Below are 21383 nucleotides of genomic sequence, written 5' to 3' on the forward strand. Positions count from 1 at the left end.
CCCGGTGGTCCCGCCTGACCCCATGCCGGACTCAGAAGTGAAACGCCGTAGCGCCGAGGGTAGTGTGGGGCCTCCCCATGCGAGAGCAGGACAAAATGGCCGGGAGCCATTTTGAACGGCGCTCAGCGCCGGCCCGAAGGGTGGCCCACAGGGATGTGGGCCATAAACTGCCAGGCATCAAACAAAGAATAACCCCGACCGAAAGGCCGGGGTTTTTTCTTTTGCAAAAAACACGATAAAAAACCCCTGCCGTAACGGCTCATTCCCCTCCGTTTTCCCTCTTCACTGGTCAAAAAATCAGATTTTAAACGCAAAACCCGCCGCTCCGGACCGGGCTGATGACTCATCCGTGGTCCGAATAAAAAGTGATGGCGCTTTATTGTGCTCCGGCTATAAAAACCGGCGGAAAATGGCGGATGGTGCGCGTCTGAAAGAGGGTCTTTAAGCTATTTTCTGCAGGCATTGAATCATTAACCCTCTTAATCACCTGTTAGATAATTAATTTCTCATAAAATTAGTGAGATAAATGGCTCAGGCAGAGATTCTCATCCTGTTATAAAGGCTAAAATACCCCCTGAAGCGTGTCAGATATGGAGTAAAGAGGTCTGTTTCCGGCGATTATCTGTCAATTAAATCTTCTGGCTGGTTAATATTGTCAAAAGCCCGTCCGGTGAGGCTAAATTCCACGCTGTGCCCGCCCGCCTGCTGTAAGAAGAGCAGCAGTTTACGCTCTCCCCGTGCCAGATACTGCGCCAGTAAACCCGCCAGATCCCGGTGCAGTAGCGCCAGCGTGGGGTGATCGCGCTGTTCCGCACGTGCCCAAACCGCCTTCGCCAGTCCCTTATGCCGCCACAGATGTTCCACCAGATTGTCCGGCAGATGCGGCGTATCGCAGGAACTGAAGGCCAGCCACTCTGTTTCTGCCTGTAGCAGTGCGCTCAGCATGCCGGCCAGCGGACCGGGAAAGTCCGCCAGCGTATCGCGTATCACCGGCAGGCCACTCTGTTGATATAACGCAATATTGCGGTTGGCATTAATCCATACCCTGTCTACCTGGGGCCGTAAGCGGTACAACACGTGTTGATACAACGGCTGGTTACGATACAGCAGCAGCCCTTTATCGTTGCCGCCCATTCTGCTGCCACGCCCGCCGGCAAGGATCACACCGGTGATTGTGGCTTTATCCGCAGCGGAAAACAGACTCATGATCACTGTCCTTAGCTGATGAAAAGAGTTCCCTGCCGGCAATCGGGCAGGGGCTGACAGAGGAAGAATACTATGAAATATCACCGACTCAATGAGCTTATTACCCTGTTACAGCCCGCGTGGCAGGAGCAGCCCGACCTGAACCTGCTGGAGTTTTTACAGCAGATGGCCGATGACGCCGGCTTTACGCAGCCGCTGGCCACGCTGAGCGATGACGCGCTGATCTATCATCTTAAAATGCGCAGCGCGGCTGATACGGCGGTTATCCCCGGTTTAGCCAAAGACTATGAGGATGATTTTAAGACCGCCTTACTGCGGGCTCGCGGCATAATTAAGGAGTAAATCGGCCGTAGCCGGCATGACGACCGGCGTTTAATGATATTCTTGCAGGCACATTTCCCGTAAGAGCATGCCGGATGAAAGAACCTGCCTTTAACTTTGACACGCTGACGCCAGACGCCATTCTCGATGCGCTGTGGGATAGCGGGATCCGCGTGGAATCCGGCCTGACGGCGCTGAACAGCTACGAAAACCGCGTCTACCAGTTCGCCGATGAAGATAAACGGCGCTATGTCGCCAAATTTTATCGACCACAGCGCTGGTCACAGGCGCAAATCGCCGAGGAGCATCAGTTCACCGCCGAGCTGTTCGCCGATGAGGTGCCTGTCGCAGCCCCGCTGACGCTGGGCGGCACCACCTTGCAACAGCATCAGGGGTTCTGGTTTGCGGTCTTTCCCAGCCTCGGCGGCCGCCAGTATGAAACGGATAACTACGATCAGCTGGAGTGGGTTGGACGTTATCTCGGGCGCATTCATCAGACCGGCCGTAAAAAAATCTTCACCGATCGGCCGACGATGGGATTACAGGAGTATATCGACCAGCCCTTAGCCACGCTGGCCGCCAGCGATCTGGTGCCTGCCGGGCTGAAAGATAATTTACTGACCAGCGTGGAGCGCCTGCGCACAACTTTACAAAACAGCTGGCATACTCAGTGGCAGCCGCTGCGTCTGCACGGTGACTGTCACCCTGGCAATATTCTCTGGCGTGATGGCCCGCTGTTTGTCGATCTGGACGACGCGCGCAATGGCCCGGCAGTGCAGGATCTGTGGATGCTGATCAACGGCGATCGCCAGGAACAGCGTCTGCAGTGGGATATTCTGCTGGAGGCCTACCGTGAATTCAGCGACTTTGACGAACATGAATTGTCACTGATTGAACCTTTACGTGCTATGCGGATGGTTTATTATCTGGCATGGGTGGTACGCCGTTGGCACGATCCGGCTTTCCCGGGCAGTTTCCCGTGGATGACGGATGAAGATTTCTGGCGTCGTCAGATTTCCATTTTTACTGAACAGGACCGGATTTTGCAGGAACCTCCGCTGCAGTTAATGCCAGGTTACCCGCTGTGATAGTCCTTTTGTTCACCTACTGATCCGTTACGAGGAGAGAGTTTCACAATGAAAAAGATTTTGTTTGCGCTGGTCGGCATGGTTCTGGCTTTCAGCGCTTCCGCTGCACAATTTACCGATGGCAAAGAGTATGTGACGCTGGATAAACCAGCTACCGGTGAACCTCAGGTGCTGGAGTTCTTCTCATTCTTCTGTCCACACTGCTTTGAGTTTGAAGAAGTCTGGCACGTGAGTGATGCGGTAAAGAAAAACCTGCCTGCGGACGTTAAGGTCACCAAATATCACGTTGAATTCCTCGGCGGCGATCTGGGTAAAACCGTGACCCAGGCCTGGGCGGTAGCAATGGCGCTGGGCGTGGAAGATAAAGTTACGGCACCGCTGTTTGACGGTATTCAGAAAAGCCAGACCATCACCGATGCGGCCAGCCTGAAGGCGGCCTTTGTGAAAGCTGCCGGCATCAAACCAGAAGATTACGACGCGGCCTGGAACAGCTTTGTCGTTAAATCACTGGTTGCTCAGCAGGAGAAAGCTGCAGCCGATCTGGATTTGCGCGGCGTGCCGGCGATGTTCGTTAACGGAAAATATATGGTTAACAACGGCGGTCTCGACACCAGCTCAATGGACAACTATGTGCAGGGCTTTGCGAACGTGGTGAAGTTCCTGGTCAGCCAGAAGTAAGCTCAACGGTCAGATTATCGCCGGCCATGAGCCGGCGTTTTTTTATCGTTATGGAATGAACGTGGTGAAATTGTGCTTTCTCCAGCCATATATCGCGTTATACCGCTTTATATCTTTGACTTATATCCACAAATGAAAAATGTCGAAAAAGTCAGATTGTCTTATTCAGAATTAAATTAACCTTATGATTATTAGAATAAATAGTGATAATTGCTGATGCTGTTATCGGTTCCTGCCATCCGATCAGAAAAATTACACACAAACTTATCCACAGAACCTCATTGCGCGCCATGCCGCAGTAATTGCATCACATCCTGAATAATCGCCGTTGCGATTTCCTGTTTTATGCCCGGCTGTGGCATCCTTACACCCATCGAAGCAACCCGGAAGAACGTGACCCCCTATGGCTGAAATTGCAGAAAACCCGCTGATCCTGGTAGATGGATCCTCCTACCTGTACCGCGCTTATCATGCTTTCCCCCCGCTAACCAACGCAGCCGGGGAACCGACCGGCGCCATGTATGGTGTGCTGAACATGCTGCGCAGCCTGCTGCTGCAATATAAGCCAAGCCACGTCGCCGTGGTGTTTGACGCTAAGGGTAAAACGTTCCGCGACGAATTATTTGAGGCCTATAAATCCCATCGCCCGCCGATGCCTGACGACCTGCGCGCGCAGATTGAACCGCTGCACGCGATGGTGAAAGCGATGGGGCTGCCGCTGCTGGCCGTGCCGGGCGTCGAGGCCGATGATGTGATCGGCACGCTGGCGCTGGCGGCGGAAAAAATGGGTAAACCGGTGCTGATTAGCACCGGTGACAAAGATATGGCCCAGCTGGTATCGCCGGACGTCACGCTGATCAATACCATGAACAACGCCATTCTTGGCCCGGACGAGGTGGAAGCCAAATACGGTATCCCACCGTCACTGATCATCGATTTCCTCGCGCTGATGGGCGACTCCTCCGATAACATTCCGGGTGTGGCCGGCGTGGGGGAGAAAACGGCGCAGGCGCTGTTGCAGGGATTAGGCGGCATTAAAGAGATTTACGCTAATCTGGACAAGGTGGCCACGCTGACCTTCCGTGGGGCAAAAACCATGGCCGCCAAACTGGAACAGAGCAGGGAGATGGCCTTCCTCTCGTACCAGCTGGCGACCATCAAAACCGACGTTGAGCTGGAGTTAACCTGCGAGCAGTTGACGGTGACTGAACCGGCGGTGGAAGCGCTGCTGGAGCTGTTTAAACACTACGAATTTAAGCGCTGGATCGTCGATCTGGAAGAGGGTAAATGGCTGCAGGGCAATCGTGGCAACGCGTCAGCGAAAAAAGTTGCCGCAGTGGAGCAGCAGACAGATACCGCCTCTGAGCCAGCCGAATCGGTGAGTACGCTCTCCGCTGACGGCTATGTCACCATTCTGGATCAGGCGACGTTCGACAGCTGGCTGCAGAAGTTGCAGAACAGCGAGCTGTTTGCCTTTGATCTGGAAACCGACTCGCTCGATACCCTCAGCGCCAACATCGTCGGACTCTCTTTTGCGGTAGCGCCGGGAGAGGCTGCCTATCTGCCGGTGGCACACGACTATCTTGATGCGCCGGAGCAGCTGGACCGCAGCGAGGTGCTGGCACGGCTGAAGCCGCTGCTGGAAGACGCGGGTGCGTTGAAGGTCGGGCAGAACCTCAAGTACGACCGCGGCGTGCTGCAGCGCTATGACATTGAGCTGCGCGGCATCCGTTTCGATACCATGCTTGAATCCTACGCGCTGAACAGCGTCGCCGGCCGCCACGATATGGATACGCTGGCGGCACGCTGGCTGAACCATAAGACGGTCACCTTTGAGGAGATTGCCGGTAAAGGGAAGAACCAGCTGACCTTTAATCAGATCGCGCTCGAGCAGGCCAGCCATTATGCGGCGGAAGACGCCGACGTCACCCTGCAGCTGCATCTGAAAATGTGGCCGCTGCTGGCGGCAGAAACCGGACCGAAGCAGGTGTTCGAGCAGGTTGAGATGCCGCTGGTGCCGGTGATCTCACGTATTGAGCGTAACGGCGTGCTGATCGACCAGGCGATTCTTGCGGCGCACTCGCAGGAGCTGGGCAACCGTCTGGCCGAGCTGGAAAAACAGGCGCACGATCTGGCCGGCGAACCGTTTAACCTCTCATCGCCTAAGCAGCTGCAGACCATTCTGTTTGAAAAGCAGGGCATCAAGCCGACCAAAAAAACCCCGGGCGGCGCGCCGTCTACCAGTGAGGAGGTGCTGGCGGAGCTGGCGCTCGACTATCCGCTGCCGAAGGTGATTCTGGAGCATCGCGGGCTGTCGAAGCTGAAGTCGACCTACACCGACAAGCTGCCGCAGATGATCAACCCGGTCAGCAAGCGGGTGCACACCTCCTATCACCAGACGGTAACGGCCACCGGGCGCCTCTCCTCCAGCGATCCGAACCTGCAGAATATCCCGGTGCGCAACGATGAGGGTCGGCGCATCCGGCAGGCCTTTATCGCTCCTCAGGGGCACGTGATCCTGGCGGCGGACTACTCGCAGATTGAGCTACGTATCATGGCGCACCTGTCGCAGGATAAGGGACTGCTTACTGCATTTGCCAGCGAGCAGGACATTCACCGCGCCACCGCCGCCGAAGTGTTTGGCGTCGCGCTGGACAAAGTAAGTGGTGAGCAGCGCCGTAGCGCGAAAGCGATTAACTTTGGCCTGATTTACGGTATGAGCGCCTTTGGCCTGTCGCGCCAGCTCAATATTCCGGCCGGTGAAGCGAAGAAGTATATGGACCTCTACTTCCAGCGCTATCCGGGCGTGCTGCAGTATATGGAGCGCACCCGCGAGCAGGCCGCGGAGAAAGGCTACGTTGAGACGCTGGACGGCCGTCGTCTCTACCTGCCGGACATCAACGCCAGCAATGCCATCCGTCGCAAAGCGGCGGAACGTGCCGCGATCAACGCACCGATGCAGGGTACCGCCGCGGACATTATCAAACGGGCGATGATTGCGGTGGATGACTGGCTGAGCTCCACGCCGGATTCAGACGTCACCATGATTATGCAGGTACACGATGAACTGGTGTTTGAAGTCCGTGCTGACGCGGTTGAGGCGGCGACGGCAAAAATTCGTCAGCTGATGGAGAGCAGCATGACGCTGGACGTGCCGCTGCGCGTTGAGGTCGGCGTAGGTAATAACTGGGATGAAGCGCACTAAGGCGCTGCTAACACGGGCCATGCTCCGGTCTGTTCTTCAGGCCGGATGGCCCGATCGGTCATAAGAAAATCGTACGGATTAATCGGTTCAGCAACGGCCACAATGGACCTGTGGAGAAAAATGCAGCTAAGCGTTTCAAGCAAAAGCATTTTTTTAGTAATTAAGCTACAGGATTGCTGTCGTTATGTGACTTATGTTGGATTAATCCGGTCGTTTTCTGAAAATTTACTACAGAAAACCCTTTTGACCGCTCAAAAAATCAGGTAAAGTTCGTCGCGTAGGGTACAGAGGTAAGATGTTCTATCTTTCAGACCTTTTACTTCACGTAATCGGATTTGGCTGAATATTTAGCCGCCCCAGTCACGCTGTGACTGGGGCGTTTTTTATTGTGTTTCTTCTGCGTCTTCTTCCACCGCCGGTGGGATCTCGCGATACCAGCTGTCCAGCTTCTGGCTGAGCTTATCCACGCCAATCTTCTTCAGCGATGAAAACATCTCCACCTGCACGTTGCCGACAAACCCTTTCGCGGTTTCGCGTACGGCGTTTAGCTGCGCTTTGCGTGCGCCAGAAGCCAGCTTATCGGCCTTCGTCAGCAGCACCAGCACTTCGATCCCGCTCTGTACCGCCCATTTGATCATCTGCTGATCGAGATCTTTTAGCGGATGGCGAATATCCATCAGCACCACCAGCCCCTTCAGGCACTGCCGCTCCTGCAGATACTCTGCCAGTGCGCGCTGCCATTTCAGCTTCATCTCTTCCGGCACTTCGGCATAACCATAGCCAGGCAGGTCGACGAGGCGATAACCTTCGGCCACCTGGAACAGGTTAATCAGCTGGGTGCGTCCAGGCGTTTTACTGGTACGCGCCAGGCTTTTCTGATTGGTCAGCGTATTCAGCGCGCTGGATTTTCCCGCATTGGAACGCCCGGCGAACGCCACCTCAATACCGGTATCGGAGGGCAGGTGGCGAATATCGGGGGCGCTGGTAACAAAATGAGTAAGGTGATAATTCCAGCCAGACAAAATAGATACTCCAGAAAAAAGGGCAATTGCGTTGATTATACCCTGTATGACGCTAAAGCGCCCGGTAAGAGACAGGCCAGCATTGCTGCTGTAAGAGATTTGCCATCAGTATTGACAGTACTCTCTGATTTTAAAAAAATTATAAAACTTTATTGTTATATTTTTCAGTCAGTTAATTATGACCTGATAAGTGAAATAGTAAATTATCAGGCAGTCACCTTGTGAGACTGGCTCCGTCGTCTAAAGTAGATACCGGAAACAGGATGTTTTCCTTCAGGATGAAGCGCTCAGGGAACATCAGGATGATGGCGGGCGGTACAGGAGTGGGCAGAGGCAAAGGAAAACAGGGACGTTGGCTGCTAAAAAGGACATTGATACTGTAAATCCTTCTGTAGAAGGTGCGAAAAAAGGCGACAGGGTGACCTGCCGCCTTTTTTCTTGCTGCGCTTTCTGCTAGATTCCGGCGCAATTCTATACTGAAGATAAACGTCTGAGATCAGAAACCATGAAGCAACCAGCACACGCACCCCAGGGTAAAAAACCAGCACGGGTAAAACGCAAGTCCCGCGAAGAACTTAATCAGGAAGCGCGCGATCGCAAGCGTAATAAAAAAGGCAGTGGTAACGTCTCCGGCAGCCGGGCTAATCCGGTCGCTGAAAAACCGAAAAACGGCAGCAGCAGTGCGGCAAAAGACCCGCGCATCGGCAGCAAAAAGCCGATCGCTCTCGGTGCCAACGTGCCGGCCAGCAAACCGCTGAAGCCGGCTAAAGTCGCGAAACCGGCACCTGAGAAGAAGCGCCAGTCACCGGAAGAGGAGCTGGCTGCGCTGGAAAGCGATCCGCGTCTGGATACGCTGCTGGATCGTCTGGAGAACGGTGAAACGCTGTCTGCGGAAGACCAGGCCTGGCTCGATCAGTCGCTGGACCGTATCGACGTGCTGATGGAACAGCTGGGTATCGCGCTGGATGATGATGAAGAAGCGAAAGATGAGCAGGCAGAAGAAGATATGTACCGTCTGCTGAAGGGCGGCCAGTAAGCCCGTCAGCGCCTTGCCCACCCGGAGGACGTCAGTTCCTCCGTCTGGTTTTCCGACGTCAACCTTGCGGCAGCGCAATCTGCGCTGCCTCCTCAGTAAGATATCTCTGACCATGATTTGGCCTGGATCAATTATTGCGTTAATTCTGCTGAGCTGGCTGGGTTGGCTGTTGGTTAAACTACAACGGCTGGCGCACAAGAAAGCCCGTTTGCGCCGCAGGTTGGTTAGCCGGCAGCTCCCCGCTGTACGGCGACCACCTCCGGGGCGAAAACGGTGAGTCACCATGAACAGGCAAGATATTGAGTGGGATCTCCCGCTGATCCAGAAATACAACACCTCCGGCCCACGTTACACCTCTTATCCTACCGCGCTGGAGTTTCATCAGGATTATGATGACCGGATGTTCCGGCTGGCCGTTCAGCGTTACCCCGATCGCCCATTGTCGCTCTATCTGCATATCCCGTTCTGCCACCGTCTCTGCTATTTTTGCGGCTGTAACAAGCAGGTGACCCGCCAGCAGCACAAGGCCGACAGCTATCTGGATGCACTGGTGCGTGAAATCAGCGACCGTGCACCGCTGTTCGCGCGGCGTCAGGTCAGCCAGATCCACTGGGGCGGCGGTACGCCAACCTTCCTTAACCCGGCGCAGATTAGCCGGCTGATGCACAGCCTGCGCCAGCACTTCATCATCAACGCCGACGCGGAGATCTCGATTGAGATTGACCCGCGCGAGATAGCACTTGATATGCTGGACCACCTGCGCGCCGAAGGCTTTAACCGGCTGAGTATGGGGGTGCAGGATTTTAACAAGCAGGTGCAGGAGAAGGTTAACCGGGTACAGGATGAGGCGTTTATCTTTGCGCTGGTGGCGCGCGCGCGTCAGCTGGGCTTCGCCTCCACCAGCATCGACCTGATCTACGGCCTGCCGGCACAGACCCCGCAGAGCTTCGCCTTCACCCTCGAAAAGGTGGTGGCGCTTAACCCCGATCGCCTCAGCGTGTTCAGCTACGCGCACATGCCCAGCCTGTTTGCCGCCCAGCGTAAAATTCACGAACGGGACCTGCCGGGAGCACAGCAGAAGCTGGAGATCCTGCAGCACACTATCAGCACGCTGACCGCGCAGGGCTATCAGTTTATCGGCATGGACCATTTTGCCCGCCACGACGATGAGCTGGCGCTCGCCCAGCGCAGCGGCCAGCTGCACCGTAATTTCCAGGGCTATACCACGCACGCCGGCAGCGACCTGCTGGGAATGGGCGTGTCGGCTATCAGCTACCTCGGCGACAGCTATGCGCAGAATCATAAAGAGCTGAAGGCGTATTACGGGCAGATCCACGCCGGGCACAGCGCGCTTTGGCGCGGGCTGCAGCTGAGCGATGACGACCGCCTGCGCGGTGAGGTGATCAAAAGCCTGATCTGCAATTTCTCACTGTCGTTCAACGCGATTGAATCCGGGTATGGCATCGATTTCCGGCGCTATTTTGCCGACGAGCTACGGCAGCTGGCTCCGCTGGTGGCTGACGGGCTGGTAGAGCAGCACGCAGAGGGGCTACAGGTGACCGCTAAGGGCCGCATGCTGGTTCGTCATGTCTGCATGTGCTTTGACAGTTACCTGCGGCAGAACGCCGCAGAGACGCGATTTTCGCGGGTGATCTGACAAAAAAAGACGGGCGCCTGCGCGTCCCGCCTCTCTCACGGCTTCTCTGATCCAGCGGCGCGTTTCTCCACCTCTTCAGTCGCCGGCGGTGAGGACGTACTTTATCCCCGGTTTGCCGCCGTGGCTTACTCCATCCCCAGCTCTTTCAGCTTACGGGTCAGCGTATTACGCCCCCAGCCCAGCAGCCGGGCCGCTTCCTGCTTGTGCCCCTGGGTGTGGCGCAGGGCGGTGGTCAGCAGCGTGCGTTCCATCTCCGGCTGTGCTTCGGAAAGCAGGTTTTGATGACCGGAACGCAGCGCGCGGTCGGCCCACTGCGCCAGCAGCGTGGCCCAGCTGTCCGGCAGCGACTGCGTCGGGCTGTCCGGCGTGGCGGTTTCAAACAGCTCCGGCGGCAGGTCCTGGATCAGCACCTCCTGACCGGCGGCCATCACCGTCAGCCAGCGGCAGGTATTCTCCAGCTGGCGCACGTTGCCGGACCAGTGCAGGCGCGTCAGCGCGGTTTCGGTCTCCGGGTGCAGAATTTTCGCCTCCACGCCCAGCTCCCGTGCTGCCACCTGCAGGAAGTAGCGCGCCAGCCGTGGAATATCCTCACGGCGCTCGCGCAGCGGCGGCAGATGTACGCGGATCACGTTCAGGCGGTGGAACAGATCCTCACGGAACTTGCCCTCCTGCACGCGCAGCTCCAGGTTCTGGTGGGTGGCGGCAATAATGCGCACGTCCACTTTCACCGCCGCGTAGCCACCCACCCGGTAGAACTGCCCGTCGGCCAGCACGCGCAGCAGGCGCGTCTGCACGTCCAGCGGCATATCACCGATTTCATCAAGGAACAGCGTGCCGCCGTCGGCCTGCTCAAAGCGGCCCTGACGGATCTGATTGGCACCGGTAAATGCGCCTTTCTCATGACCAAACAGCTCGGACTCGATCAGGTCTTTCGGGATTGCCGCCATATTCAGCGCGATAAACGGGGATTTCGCCCGCGGGCTGTGGCGGTGCAGGGCATGCGCCACCAGCTCTTTACCGGTACCTGACTCGCCGTTGATCAGCACGCTGATCGACGAACGTGACAGGCGGCCGATAATGCGAAACACGTCCTGCATCGCCGGTGCTTCACCGATGATATCGGCGGTCGGGCCGCTGACCGGCTGGTTACGCGGCTGCTGCTGCTCCTGATAATGGCTGATGGCGCGCTCGACCAGCGCCACCGCTTCATCAATATCAAACGGCTTGGGCAGGTAATCAAACGCCCCCTGCTGGTAGGCGCTGACCGCGGCCTCCAGATCGGAGTGGGCGGTCATAATAATCACCGGCAGCATCGGGTGGCGCTGTTTGATCTGCTTCAGCAGCGCCAGCCCGTCCATCCCCGGCATACGAATGTCTGATAACAAAACGTCCGGGGTTTTACTGGCGAGGGCATCAAGCACCTCGCTGGCGCTGTCAAAGGTGGTACAGCTTAAACCGGCTCCAGTGAGCGCACGTTCAAGCACCCAGCGGATGGAGCTATCGTCATCGACGACCCAGACTATCCCTCGTTGCATAGAAACCTCACTGGCGAATAGGCAAGTAAACAGAAAATTCAGTGTGGCCCGGCCAGCTCTTAAATTCGATCTTGCCGGAGTGCTGGTCAATCAGGCTGCGGGCAATAGATAAACCCAGCCCGGTGCCGCCTTCGCGGCCGCTGACCATCGGGTAAAACAGCGTGTCCTGCAGCTGCGCAGGAATACCCGGGCCATCATCTTCAACATCAATACGCGCCACCAGGCGGTAGCGGGTACCGTGCAGCGTCAGCTGAAAGGCGGTACGGGTGCGCAGGGTGATGGTGCCGCCGGCGTCGCCTAACGCCTGCAGTGCGTTACGCACCACGTTCAGCAGCACCTGCTCGATCTGGTCCGGATCGTGGGGCAGTTCGGGCAGGCTCGGATCGTAGTCACGTACCAGCGACACGTTGTCCGGCAGCTCCATCGACACCAGATTGACCACCCGTTCGGCGACCTGGTGAATGCTCTGGGTGACGTGCATGCCGGGTTGTTGCGGGCCCAGCAGCCGGTCCACCAGGTTGCGCAGGCGATCGGCCTGCTCAATGATCACTTTGGTGTATTCGGTTAACGATGGATCGGGCAGCGCTTTCGCCAGCAGCTGTGCGGCCCCGCGCAGGCCACCGAGCGGGTTTTTGATCTCATGGGCCAGCCCGCGAACCAGATCGCGCGCGGCCACCTGCTGAGCGTGTTGCAGCTGTTCCTGGCTGAGACGGCGCTGGTTGTCCATCGGCGCCATCTCCAGCAGGATCAATCCATCCTGCTGGCGCTGGGCGGTCAGCGACATAATGTGTGCCCGACTGTCGACCACCAGCGTCACTTCACTGTCGGTAAAGCCCTGACCTGCATCCAGGTTCTCAAGCATTACCGCAATATTCAGGGAAAAATAGCCCATCAGCTCCGGCAGCGGCGTGCCGTACAGCTTACGGGAACTTTGCGCCAGCAACTGCTGAGCGGCGGGATTGGCGTAATGAACCGCCAGATCGCTATCAACCAGTAAAATACTGTTGATCAGAGAATTGAGAATCTGCCCAGCATCGGGCTGCGTGCCAGCTGCCATACAGCGTTCTCCTGCGTGAATTATTTGCACCATGTTGGTGCATTATAGTCTCACAGCCCGTTTTTCGTCGCGTTTGACGACGCCGGGCGGAGAAAAAAGCCCATCCGGAGATGGGCTGAAGTTTCCACGGCAACAAAATCCCGGGCTCCGTTGCGGCGGCAGATCAACCACTGTCGCAACGTCACCGGGTGAACTACGTAAAATTAAACGCTGTAGTACAGTTCGAACTCAACCGGGTGCGGAGTCATACGCACGCGGTCCATCTCTTCCTGACGCAGTGCGATGTAGGCATCGATGGTGTCATCAGTGAACACGCCACCACGGGTCAGGAACTCGCGGTCTTCGTTCAGTGCAGCCAGCGCTTCGTCCAGAGAACCGGCCACTTTTGGAATCTCAGCTTCTTCTTCCGGCGGCAGATCGTACAGGTTTTTGTCCATCGCATCGCCAGGGTGGATCTTGTTGATGATGCCGTCCAGGCCTGCCATCAGCAGTGCCGCGAAGCACAGGTACGGGTTAGCCGCTGGATCCGGGAAGCGTGCTTCGATACGCACCGCTTTCGGGTTGGAAACCACCGGGATACGGATAGAAGCAGAACGGTTACGGGCTGAGTAAGCCAGCATTACCGGAGCTTCGTAGCCTGGGACCAGACGCTTGTATGAGTTGGTGGTCGGGTTAGCCAGGGCGTTGATCGCTTTAGCGTGCTTGATAACACCGCCGATGTAATGCAGCGCCATTTCAGACAGGCCGCCGTATTTGTCGCCAGAGAACAGGTTGGTGCCGCCTTTAGACAGAGACATATGGCAGTGCATACCGGAACCGTTATCACCAAACATTGGTTTTGGCATAAAGGTCGCAGTTTTGCCGTAGGCGTGCGCTACGTTGTGGACAACGTATTTGTAGATCTGAATTTCGTCGGCTTTTTTGGTCATGGTATTGAAGCGGGTGGCCACTTCGTTCTGACCTGCGGTTGCCACTTCGTGGTGGTGAGCTTCAACCACCAGGCCCATCTGCTCCATGGTCAGACACATGGCAGAACGGATGTCCTGTGAAGAGTCGACCGGTGGTACCGGGAAGTAGCCGCCTTTCAGACCCGGACGGTGGCCTTTGTTGCCGCCTTCGTACTCTTTACCGGTGTTCCAGCAGGCTTCGATATCGTCGATAGCCACGTGAGAACCGGAGGTGCTGCTGCCGAAACGGATGTCGTCGAACAGGAAGAACTCTGGCTCAGGTCCGAACAGAACGGTGTCTGCGATGCCGGAAGAGCGCAGGAAGTCCTCTGCACGCTTGGAGATGGAACGTGGGTCACGGTCGTAGCCCTGCAGCGTGCCTGGCTCAAGAATGTCACAACGGATGATCAGGGTAGTGTCCGCGAAGAACGGGTCGATCATTGCTGTGGTCGCGTCTGGCCACAGAACCATGTCGGATTCATTGATGCCTTTCCAGCCACCAATAGAAGAACCGTCAAACATTTTGCCTTCTTCGAAGAAGTCAGCGTTAACCTGATGTGCAGGAATGGTAACGTGCTGCTCTTTACCTTTAGTATCGGTAAAACGCAGGTCAACAAATTTGACTTCGTGCTCATTCATCATCGACAGAACGTGTTCAGCGGACATACTTAACTCTCCTGGATTTTGTTGTCGTCGTGTTTAGAGACCTTCACGGGTGCGCATGGCTCATGACCGCGCTGACTCCGATAATAAAGATCTCTGACAAGCTATCAACCGTTGTGGAAACTGGCATTTTTCGCTTGTATGAACTAAAGCGAAATCTATGCCAACTTTCTAATTACGCCTAAAAAGCGCTATGATGCGCCCTCTCGTAAGACGAGGACTGCACCACGATGGAAATCGCGCACCATTTTGGTGCCATTGAGTGATAAATGGGCACTGTTTTGGTGCAATTTTTCGACTCAGTGCAATGTTTGCACTGAAAATGGCTGCAAAAGCAATCCGGACAGTTATCTTTAGATGAAATTTGTGATCCTGTTCAGTCCTTCGATTAATCCGTGTACAATAGCGCGCTATTTCTAAATGCCTGAGGCAAAGCTGTGATCGAAAATTTGCGTAACATCGCCATTATTGCCCACGTTGACCACGGTAAAACTACCCTGGTTGATAAGTTGCTGCAGCAGTCCGGGACCTTTGACGCCCGCACCGAAGCAACCGAACGCGTAATGGACTCCAACGATTTGGAGAAAGAGCGTGGGATTACCATCCTCGCAAAAAACACCGCCATTAAATGGAACGACTACCGCATCAACATCGTTGATACCCCAGGACACGCCGACTTCGGCGGTGAGGTAGAGCGTGTGATGTCTATGGTCGACTCGGTGCTGCTGGTTGTGGATGCAATGGATGGCCCGATGCCGCAAACCCGCTTCGTGACCAAAAAAGCATTTGCTAATGGTCTGAAGCCGATCGTGGTAATTAACAAAGTTGACCGCCCTGGCGCGCGTCCTGACTGGGTTGTTGACCAGGTCTTCGACCTGTTCGTGAACCTGGACGCGACCGACGAACAGCTCGACTTCCCGATCATCTATGCTTCTGCCCTGAACGGCATCGCCGGCCTGGATCATGAAGATATGGCGGAAGACATGACTCCGCTGTACGAAGCGATCGTGAAACACGTTTCTCCACCACAGGTTGAGCTGGAAGCGCCGCTGCAGATGCAAATCTCCCAGCTGGACTACAACAACTACCTGGGCGTGATCGGTATCGGCCGTATCAAGCGCGGTAAAGTGAAGCCTAACCAGCAGATCACCGTGATCAACAGCGAAGGCAAAACCCGCAACGCGAAAGTCGGTAAAGTTCTGACCCATATGGGCCTGGAGCGTATCGAAGCGAGCGAAGCGGAAGCGGGCGACATCATCGCCATCACCGGTCTGGGTGAGCTGAACATCTCTGACACCATCTGCGACACGCAGAACGTGGAAGCGCTGCCGGCCCTGAGCGTTGATGAACCAACCGTAACCATGTTCTTCTGCGTTAACACCTCTCCGTTCTGTGGTAAAGAAGGTAAGTACGTGACTTCACGTCAGATCCTCGACCGTCTGAACAAAGAGCTGGTGCACAACGTGGCACTGCGTGTTGAAGAAACCCCGGATGCTGATGCCTTCCGCGTGTCAGGTCGTGGTGAACTTCACCTGTCAGTTCTGATCGAAAACATGCGTCGTGAAGGTTTCGAGCTGGCGGTATCCCGTCCGAAAGTTATCTTCCGTGAGCACGAAGGCCGCAAGCAGGAGCCGTTCGAAAACGTGACCCTCGACATCGAAGAACAGCATCAGGGTTCTGTGATGCAGGCGATGGGCGAGCGTAAAGGCGACATGAAAAACATGGATCCGGATGGCAAGGGCCGCGTACGTCTCGACTACGAAATCCCAAGCCGTGGCCTGATCGGCTTCCGTAACGAATTCATGACCATGACTTCCGGTACCGGCCTGCTGTACTCCACCTTCAGCCACTACGACGACGTGCGTCCGGGCGAAGTGGGCCAGCGCCAGAACGGCGTGCTGATCTCTAACGGCCAGGGTAAAGCGGTTGCGTTCGCCCTGTTCAGCCTGCAGGATCGCGGTAAGCTGTTCCTCGGCCACGGTGCGGAAGTGTATGAAGGCCAGATCATCGGTATTCACTCACGTTCTAACGACCTGACCGTGAACTGCCTGACCGGTAAGAAGCTGACCAACATGCGTGCGTCCGGTACTGACGAAGCCACCACCCTGGTTCCGCCACAGAAGATGACCCTCGAGCAGGCGCTTGAGTTCATCGATGATGACGAACTGGTAGAAGTGACCCCGGCTTCCGTACGTATCCGTAAACGTCACCTGACTGAAAACGACCGTAAACGCGCTGGCCGCGGCCCGAAAGAGTAAGTTCTTTCCCGGGTAACAACGTCGATAAGGCCGGATAATCTCCGGCCTTTTTTTTCGCCCCGCTTTTCCTGCGGCTCACCTGTTCAGCCTGCCATTTTCCCGCTAGAGTGAATAACTCACCGGAGCAAAAGGAGCCGACCATGCTGTATATCTTTGATTTAGGTAACGTCATTGTTGATATTGATTTCAACCGGGTGCTTGGGGTCTGGAGCGATCTCGGGCGGGTGCCGTTAGCCACGCTGCAAAGCCATTTTAAAATGGACGACAGCTTCCACCAGCATGAGCGCGGTGAGATTAGCGACGCGCTGTTCGCGGAAAAAATGTCTGAACAGCTGGATATCGCGCTGAGCTTTGAGCAGTTTGCGGCAGGCTGGCAGGCGGTATTTGTCGGCGTGCGTCCGGAAGTAATTGCCATCATGCATAAACTTCGCGAGCAGGGCGACCGGGTGGTGATCCTCTCCAATACCAACCGTCTGCACTACAGCTTCTGGCCATCGCAGTATCCGGAAGTGCTACAGGCCGCCGATAAAATCTATCAGTCGCAGGATATGGGTGTGCGTAAGCCGGAAGCGGCGATCTACCAGCGGCTGCTGAATGAAGAGGATGTCTCTGCGGAAGAGGCGATCTTCTTCGACGATAACCTCGAGAACGTTGAGGCCGCGCGCGCGCTGGGGATCCACAGCGTACACGTCACCGATAAGCATGTGGTGCCCACCTTTTTTGCCGATCGTAAATAATGACCGGCCGGGTTAACCACTATCGCCACCGCCTGCGCGCTTTCTGGTCGTGGATGAAGCTGCTGTGGCAGCGAATTGATGACGACGGCATGACCACGCTGGCGGGTAACCTCGCTTACGTGTCGCTGCTGTCGCTGGTGCCGCTGATTGCGGTGGTGTTTGCGCTGTTTGCGGCTTTTCCGATGTTCTCGGAGGTCAGCGTTCAGCTGAAGAGCTTTGTCTTCAATAACTTTGTGCCGGCCGCCGGCAACGTCATCCAGAGCTATCTGGAGCAGTTTGTCGCCAACGTTAATAAAATGACCGCGGTTGGCATTGGCGGCCTGATCGTCACCGCGCTGCTGCTGATGTACTCAATAGACTCGGCGCTGAATGCCATCTGGCGCAGCGCGCGCAAGCGGCCGCTGGTCTACTCGTTTGCCATTTACTGGATGATCCTGACGCTGGGGCCGCTGCTGGCCGGGGCCAGCCTGGCGATCAGCTCTTACGTGCTCTCATTACACTGGGCCACGGTCAGCGGCGTCAGCGGCGCGCTGGATATGCTGCTGCGGCTGTTCCCGCTGCTGCTCTCCTGCATGGCCTTCTGGCTGCTGTACAGCATTGTGCCTACCGCGCAGGTGGCGGGGCGCGATGCGCTGATCGGCGCGCTGGTGGCCGGGGCGCTGTTCGAACTCGGCAAAAAAGCCTTTGCGCTGTATGTTACGATGTTCCCGTCTTATCAGCTGATTTATGGCGTACTGGCGGTGATACCCATCCTTTTTTTATGGGTTTACTGGACCTGGTGTATTGTCTTACTGGGGGCTGAAATCACCGCCACCCTTGGCGACTACCGTCGCCTGAAACAAGAAGAACAAGAACGAGAAAACGAGGAAGTATGATTGCATTAATTCAGCGTGCGCTGTCCGCCAGCGTCGCCGTTGCCGGGGACACCGTCGGGGAGATTGGCCCGGGGCTGTTGATTTTGCTTGGCGTGGAGAAAGGGGACACCCCCGCGCACGCCGAAAAGCTGGCCGGGAAGGTGCTGGGCTACCGCATCTTCGGCGATGACAATGACAGGATGAATCTCAACGTGCAGCAGGCCGGGGGCAGCCTGCTGGTGGTCTCCCAGTTTACCCTGGCGGCCGATACCAAAAAGGGTATGCGGCCGAGCTTCTCCGGCGGTGCCGCCCCGGACGAAGCCGACCGCCTCTATCAGTACTTTACCGCCTGCTGTCGTGAAAAAGGCATTGCCACTGAAACCGGGCGTTTTGCCGCCGATATGCAGGTCTCGCTGGTCAATGATGGCCCCGTGACCTTCTGGCTACAGGTTTGATGCCGCTGACGGAGCGGCCAGGGAACAGCCGGACAGACTCTGACAGAGAGAACCACTTTATGTATCACCTGCGCGTACCTGAAACAGCTGAAGAGTTAGACGCCTACTACCAGTTTCGCTGGGAGATGCTGCGCAAGCCGCTGCATCAGCCGATGGGCTCCGAGCGCGATGCCTGGGATGCGCTGGCGCACCACCAGATGGTGGTGGATGAACAGGGTAATATCGTCGCCACCGGGCGGCTGTACATCAACGCCGATAACGAAGCGGCGATCCGCTTTATGGCCGTGCACCCTTCCGTGCAGGGCAAAGGGCTGGGTACGCTGGTGGCGATGACGCTGGAGTCGGTGGCGCGCCAGGAGGGGGTGAAGCGGGTGGTGTGCAGCGCCCGTGAAGACGCTGTCGACTTCTTTGCCAAGCTCGGCTACCTCAACGAAGGGGAGATCACCGCCCCGCAAACCACGCCGGTTCGCCACTTCCTGATGATCAAACCGGTGGTGACGCTGGATGATATCCTGCACCGCGCCGACTGGTGCGGGCAGCTGCAGCAGGCCTGGTACGAACATATCCCGCTCAGTGAAAAGATGGGCGTGCGTATTCAGCAGTACACCGGGCAGAAATTTATTACTACCATGCCGGAAACCGGCAACCAGAACCTGCACCACACGCTGTTTGCCGGCAGCCTGTTCTCACTGGCCACTCTGACCGGCTGGGGGCTGATCTGGCTGCTGCTGCGCGAACGCCACCTCGGCGGCACCATCATCCTCGCCGATGCCCATATTCGCTACAGTAAACCGGTCACCGGCAAGCCGATGGCCAGCGCCGACCTCGGCTCGCTGAGCGGCGATCTCGACCGCCTGGCGCGCGGGCGTAAGGCGCGGGTACAGTTGCAGGTGGAGCTGTTTGGCAATGATGAGGTGGGTGCGGTGTTTGAAGGCACCTTTATCGTCCTGCCTGCCGATCCGGACGGTCCGCTGGAGGAAGGGGGCTCGGTCGGGTAACCCGGATACCCACCGCGCTGCTGTTATTAACCGCCCCACTAAGGGCGGTTTGACGCTTTGCCAGCAGATTATACTAATCTACGCTCCCCTGTAATATTTGGCTAAATTACGATTACATTAAAACGCATAGTGGTGATTTTTTCTCCGGGCTATTTAATGTTGTTGTTATTAATTAAAAAACATTCCATCAGCAAAATTTATTTATTAAGTGATTCTGTTATGTAATTTTTTAATAGCTGGGGTTTTTTATGATGTTTTTGTTTTTTTGTGCTGTTTTTTTATCATGTTTAATTTTATCAAATACCTCTGTTTTTACTCTCTGTGAATCAAAATGTCGCATTTTAACTTCCCTTAGATAATAACTTTAATATTTACCCTTTGGTGGTATTTTATTATTCGCATCGTGAGAGCGAGAGCGTGTTTCATTTTACTTAATTAATTCGATTTCAAGGATGTTAAATATGAAGCTAAACAAGTTATTGCAGGCATTGGGATTCGTGACACTAGCGACCTTCACCGGTTATGTGCTGGCTGCGGAAGAGGTCACCCCCCCGGATCCGACCTATAAAGGTACACCGACGCAGGGGCAGATTCTGCTTACCGGAGAGCTGGTGAACTCAGCCTGCGGCCTGGCACCGAACTCCAGCCCGGTGCAGGTTGAATTTGGCCAGATCACGACCGCATCACTGAAGGACAATAAGCGTGCCGGCAATGTGCGGAAGGATATCGAACTGCAGGGCTGCGATACGACAGTGGCGAAAACCGCCACTGTGACCTACACGCCGAACACTGTCGATCCGGCTAACGCCAAACTGGCAGCCTTCACTTCCGGCACCGCCAGCGGTGCCGGCGTGGGTCTGAAGGATAACGGCAACAAGGATGTGGTCTGGGGTACGGCCTCAGCCAAGGTCAACCTGGTGAACGGCGTGACAAAAATCCCGTTTGTCGCCTTTGTTCAGGCGGACTCCGCCAGCGCCAGCAGCGTCGTGGTACCGGGTGCCTTCCAGTCGGCTATCAACTTCCAGATTGACTATCAGTAATGCAGGTGGCCTGGTAGCGCAGGGCCGTAGTCGGGATTGTGCTGCCAAATGGGCAACCTGAGTCGGAGAGAAGATGATCCTAAGCAAAGGGATTTGCGTGCTGCTGCTGTTAGCCCTGTCCGGGCAGGCTGCTGCAGCAGCGGGTGATAAAGCCAGTACACCGGGTGAAATGCGGATCAGCGGAGAAATTGTCGAAGCCCCATGCCGCATTGACTACCCGGATCGCGACCAGTGGCTGGACTTTGGCCCGTTAACGGTCAGGGAGATCCTGCAGCAGTCGGACAGTAACCTGCAGTACGTGTTTCACGTCAGGCTGGTGGGCTGCACGCTGCTCAGCCGTTTCACCTCGGGTCTGAACTGGCATCACGCCCAGGTGACTTTTCTTAGCGATACACCTGGCAGCAGCGATCGCCTGGTCAGCGTGGTGGGCGAAGCAAAAGGTTTTGCCATACGTCTGAGCGCAATTAACGGTGAGCCGATTATATTTGGCCAGCCCACGAACGGGATTGAATTAGTTGACGGCAATAATGTGCTGAATTTTAAAGCCAGCATAGTGCCACTGAGAAAAAATATTACCGCTGGCAGTTTTTATGCCAGCGTACATTTTTTTATGGATTACTTGTGAC

18 protein-coding genes are annotated in these 21383 nt (G+C 56.0%); 13 read left to right on the top strand and 5 right to left on the bottom strand.

Annotated elements, in window-relative coordinates; translation table 11 throughout:
- Positions 1-618: 618 nt before the first annotated feature.
- Complete coding sequence (gene mobA, locus NV64_RS17980; protein ID WP_056233493.1) at positions 619-1206, bottom strand: molybdenum cofactor guanylyltransferase MobA; 588 nt, start codon at positions 1204-1206, stop codon at positions 619-621.
- A gap of 72 nt (positions 1207-1278) precedes the next feature.
- Between mobA and NV64_RS17985 the strand changes: the two genes are divergently transcribed.
- The 4 genes from NV64_RS17985 to polA all read left to right on the top strand — a co-directional run bounded on the left by NV64_RS17985 (position 1279) and on the right by polA (position 6498).
- Positions 1279-1548: a YihD family protein gene (locus NV64_RS17985; protein ID WP_056233495.1), complete on the top strand. Its 270-nt coding sequence runs from the start codon at positions 1279-1281 to the stop codon at positions 1546-1548.
- A gap of 74 nt (positions 1549-1622) precedes the next feature.
- Positions 1623-2615 carry a serine/threonine protein kinase gene (locus NV64_RS17990; RefSeq protein ID WP_056233498.1) on the top strand — a complete coding sequence of 331 codons (993 nt, stop codon included), beginning with the start codon at positions 1623-1625 and terminating at the stop codon, positions 2613-2615.
- 48 nt (positions 2616-2663) lie between these two features.
- Positions 2664-3293 (top strand): thiol:disulfide interchange protein DsbA, encoded by a 630-nt coding sequence (gene dsbA / locus NV64_RS17995; protein WP_101506466.1) that lies wholly within the window; start codon positions 2664-2666, stop codon positions 3291-3293.
- Between the two features lie 403 nt (positions 3294-3696).
- Positions 3697-6498, top strand: coding sequence for a DNA polymerase I (gene polA / locus NV64_RS18000; RefSeq protein ID WP_056233503.1), 2802 nt, complete (start codon positions 3697-3699; stop codon positions 6496-6498).
- 383 nt (positions 6499-6881) lie between these two features.
- Here the strand turns inward: polA and yihA are convergent, their stop codons facing one another.
- On the bottom strand, positions 6882-7520 hold the full coding sequence (gene yihA / locus NV64_RS18010) for a ribosome biogenesis GTP-binding protein YihA/YsxC (protein ID WP_056233504.1): 639 nt from the start codon (positions 7518-7520) through the stop codon (positions 6882-6884).
- A 505-nt stretch (positions 7521-8025) separates the two neighbouring features.
- On the opposite strand from yihA, the gene yihI reads away from it, so the two are divergent.
- Positions 8026-8556, top strand: coding sequence for a Der GTPase-activating protein YihI (gene yihI / locus NV64_RS18020; protein WP_101506468.1), 531 nt, complete (start codon positions 8026-8028; stop codon positions 8554-8556).
- Positions 8557-8839: 283 nt separating this feature from the next.
- Positions 8840-10213, top strand: a complete 1374-nt coding sequence (gene hemN, locus NV64_RS18025) for an oxygen-independent coproporphyrinogen III oxidase (RefSeq protein WP_101506469.1) — start codon at positions 8840-8842, stop codon at positions 10211-10213.
- Between the two features lie 125 nt (positions 10214-10338).
- Here hemN and glnG read toward each other — a convergent pair whose 3' ends face one another.
- The 3 genes from glnG to glnA all read right to left on the bottom strand — a co-directional run bounded on the left by glnG (position 10339) and on the right by glnA (position 14418).
- The gene (gene glnG / locus NV64_RS18030) at positions 10339-11748 is read right to left on the bottom strand and encodes a nitrogen regulation protein NR(I) (protein ID WP_101506470.1); all 1410 of its coding nucleotides are present in this window, start codon (positions 11746-11748) and stop codon (positions 10339-10341) included.
- 7 nt (positions 11749-11755) lie between these two features.
- The gene (gene glnL / locus NV64_RS18035; protein WP_056233511.1) at positions 11756-12805 is read right to left on the bottom strand and encodes a nitrogen regulation protein NR(II); all 1050 of its coding nucleotides are present in this window, start codon (positions 12803-12805) and stop codon (positions 11756-11758) included.
- Between the two features lie 203 nt (positions 12806-13008).
- A complete protein-coding gene (glnA, locus tag NV64_RS18040) occupies positions 13009-14418 on the bottom strand; it encodes a glutamate--ammonia ligase (RefSeq protein WP_056233513.1) in 1410 nt (469 codons plus the stop codon).
- Between the two features lie 434 nt (positions 14419-14852).
- On the opposite strand from glnA, the gene typA reads away from it, so the two are divergent.
- From typA to NV64_RS18075, 7 genes are all read left to right on the top strand, one after another.
- Positions 14853-16673 (top strand): ribosome-dependent GTPase TypA, encoded by a 1821-nt coding sequence (gene typA / locus NV64_RS18045; RefSeq protein WP_056233514.1) that lies wholly within the window; start codon positions 14853-14855, stop codon positions 16671-16673.
- Between the two features lie 140 nt (positions 16674-16813).
- Positions 16814-17410, top strand: coding sequence for a glucose-1-phosphatase (gene yihX / locus NV64_RS18050; RefSeq protein ID WP_056233516.1), 597 nt, complete (start codon positions 16814-16816; stop codon positions 17408-17410).
- Entirely contained in the window at positions 17410-18285 is an 876-nt protein-coding gene (locus NV64_RS18055; protein WP_101506471.1) for a virulence factor BrkB family protein, read from the top strand. The genes yihX and NV64_RS18055 overlap by 1 nt, the downstream gene beginning before the upstream one ends.
- Positions 18282-18719, top strand: coding sequence for a D-aminoacyl-tRNA deacylase (gene dtd, locus NV64_RS18060; RefSeq protein ID WP_101506472.1), 438 nt, complete (start codon positions 18282-18284; stop codon positions 18717-18719). Before NV64_RS18055 ends, dtd begins: the two co-directional genes overlap by 4 nt.
- A gap of 59 nt (positions 18720-18778) precedes the next feature.
- Complete coding sequence (gene fabY / locus NV64_RS18065; RefSeq protein WP_056233521.1) at positions 18779-19717, top strand: fatty acid biosynthesis protein FabY; 939 nt, start codon at positions 18779-18781, stop codon at positions 19715-19717.
- A gap of 461 nt (positions 19718-20178) precedes the next feature.
- Positions 20179-20757 (top strand): fimbrial protein, encoded by a 579-nt coding sequence (locus NV64_RS18070; protein WP_056233522.1) that lies wholly within the window; start codon positions 20179-20181, stop codon positions 20755-20757.
- A 73-nt stretch (positions 20758-20830) separates the two neighbouring features.
- On the top strand, positions 20831-21382 hold the full coding sequence (locus tag NV64_RS18075; protein WP_082502298.1) for a fimbrial protein: 552 nt from the start codon (positions 20831-20833) through the stop codon (positions 21380-21382).
- Position 21383: the final 1 nt, after the last annotated feature.

Origin of the sequence: Erwinia sp. B116 (assembly GCF_002865965.1) — a bacterium.
In the GTDB taxonomy this organism is placed as follows: Bacteria; Pseudomonadota; Gammaproteobacteria; order Enterobacterales; family Enterobacteriaceae; genus Erwinia.

Coding starts and splice junctions, on each gene's coding strand:
- dsbA (WP_101506466.1), top strand. CDS start 2,664: ATGAAAAAGATTTTGTTTGCGCTGGTCGGCATGGTTCTGGCTTTCAGC.
- hemN (WP_101506469.1), top strand. CDS start 8,840: ATGAACAGGCAAGATATTGAGTGGGATCTCCCGCTGATCCAGAAATAC.
- NV64_RS18070 (WP_056233522.1), top strand. CDS start 20,179: ATGAAGCTAAACAAGTTATTGCAGGCATTGGGATTCGTGACACTAGCG.
- NV64_RS17990 (WP_056233498.1), top strand. CDS start 1,623: ATGAAAGAACCTGCCTTTAACTTTGACACGCTGACGCCAGACGCCATT.
- NV64_RS17985 (WP_056233495.1), top strand. CDS start 1,279: ATGAAATATCACCGACTCAATGAGCTTATTACCCTGTTACAGCCCGCG.
- dtd (WP_101506472.1), top strand. CDS start 18,282: ATGATTGCATTAATTCAGCGTGCGCTGTCCGCCAGCGTCGCCGTTGCC.
- yihX (WP_056233516.1), top strand. CDS start 16,814: ATGCTGTATATCTTTGATTTAGGTAACGTCATTGTTGATATTGATTTC.
- mobA (WP_056233493.1), bottom strand. CDS start 1,206: ATGAGTCTGTTTTCCGCTGCGGATAAAGCCACAATCACCGGTGTGATC.
- glnL (WP_056233511.1), bottom strand. CDS start 12,805: ATGGCAGCTGGCACGCAGCCCGATGCTGGGCAGATTCTCAATTCTCTG.
- NV64_RS18055 (WP_101506471.1), top strand. CDS start 17,410: ATGACCGGCCGGGTTAACCACTATCGCCACCGCCTGCGCGCTTTCTGG.
- glnG (WP_101506470.1), bottom strand. CDS start 11,748: ATGCAACGAGGGATAGTCTGGGTCGTCGATGACGATAGCTCCATCCGC.
- fabY (WP_056233521.1), top strand. CDS start 18,779: ATGTATCACCTGCGCGTACCTGAAACAGCTGAAGAGTTAGACGCCTAC.
- NV64_RS18075 (WP_082502298.1), top strand. CDS start 20,831: ATGATCCTAAGCAAAGGGATTTGCGTGCTGCTGCTGTTAGCCCTGTCC.
- yihI (WP_101506468.1), top strand. CDS start 8,026: ATGAAGCAACCAGCACACGCACCCCAGGGTAAAAAACCAGCACGGGTA.
- polA (WP_056233503.1), top strand. CDS start 3,697: ATGGCTGAAATTGCAGAAAACCCGCTGATCCTGGTAGATGGATCCTCC.
- glnA (WP_056233513.1), bottom strand. CDS start 14,418: ATGTCCGCTGAACACGTTCTGTCGATGATGAATGAGCACGAAGTCAAA.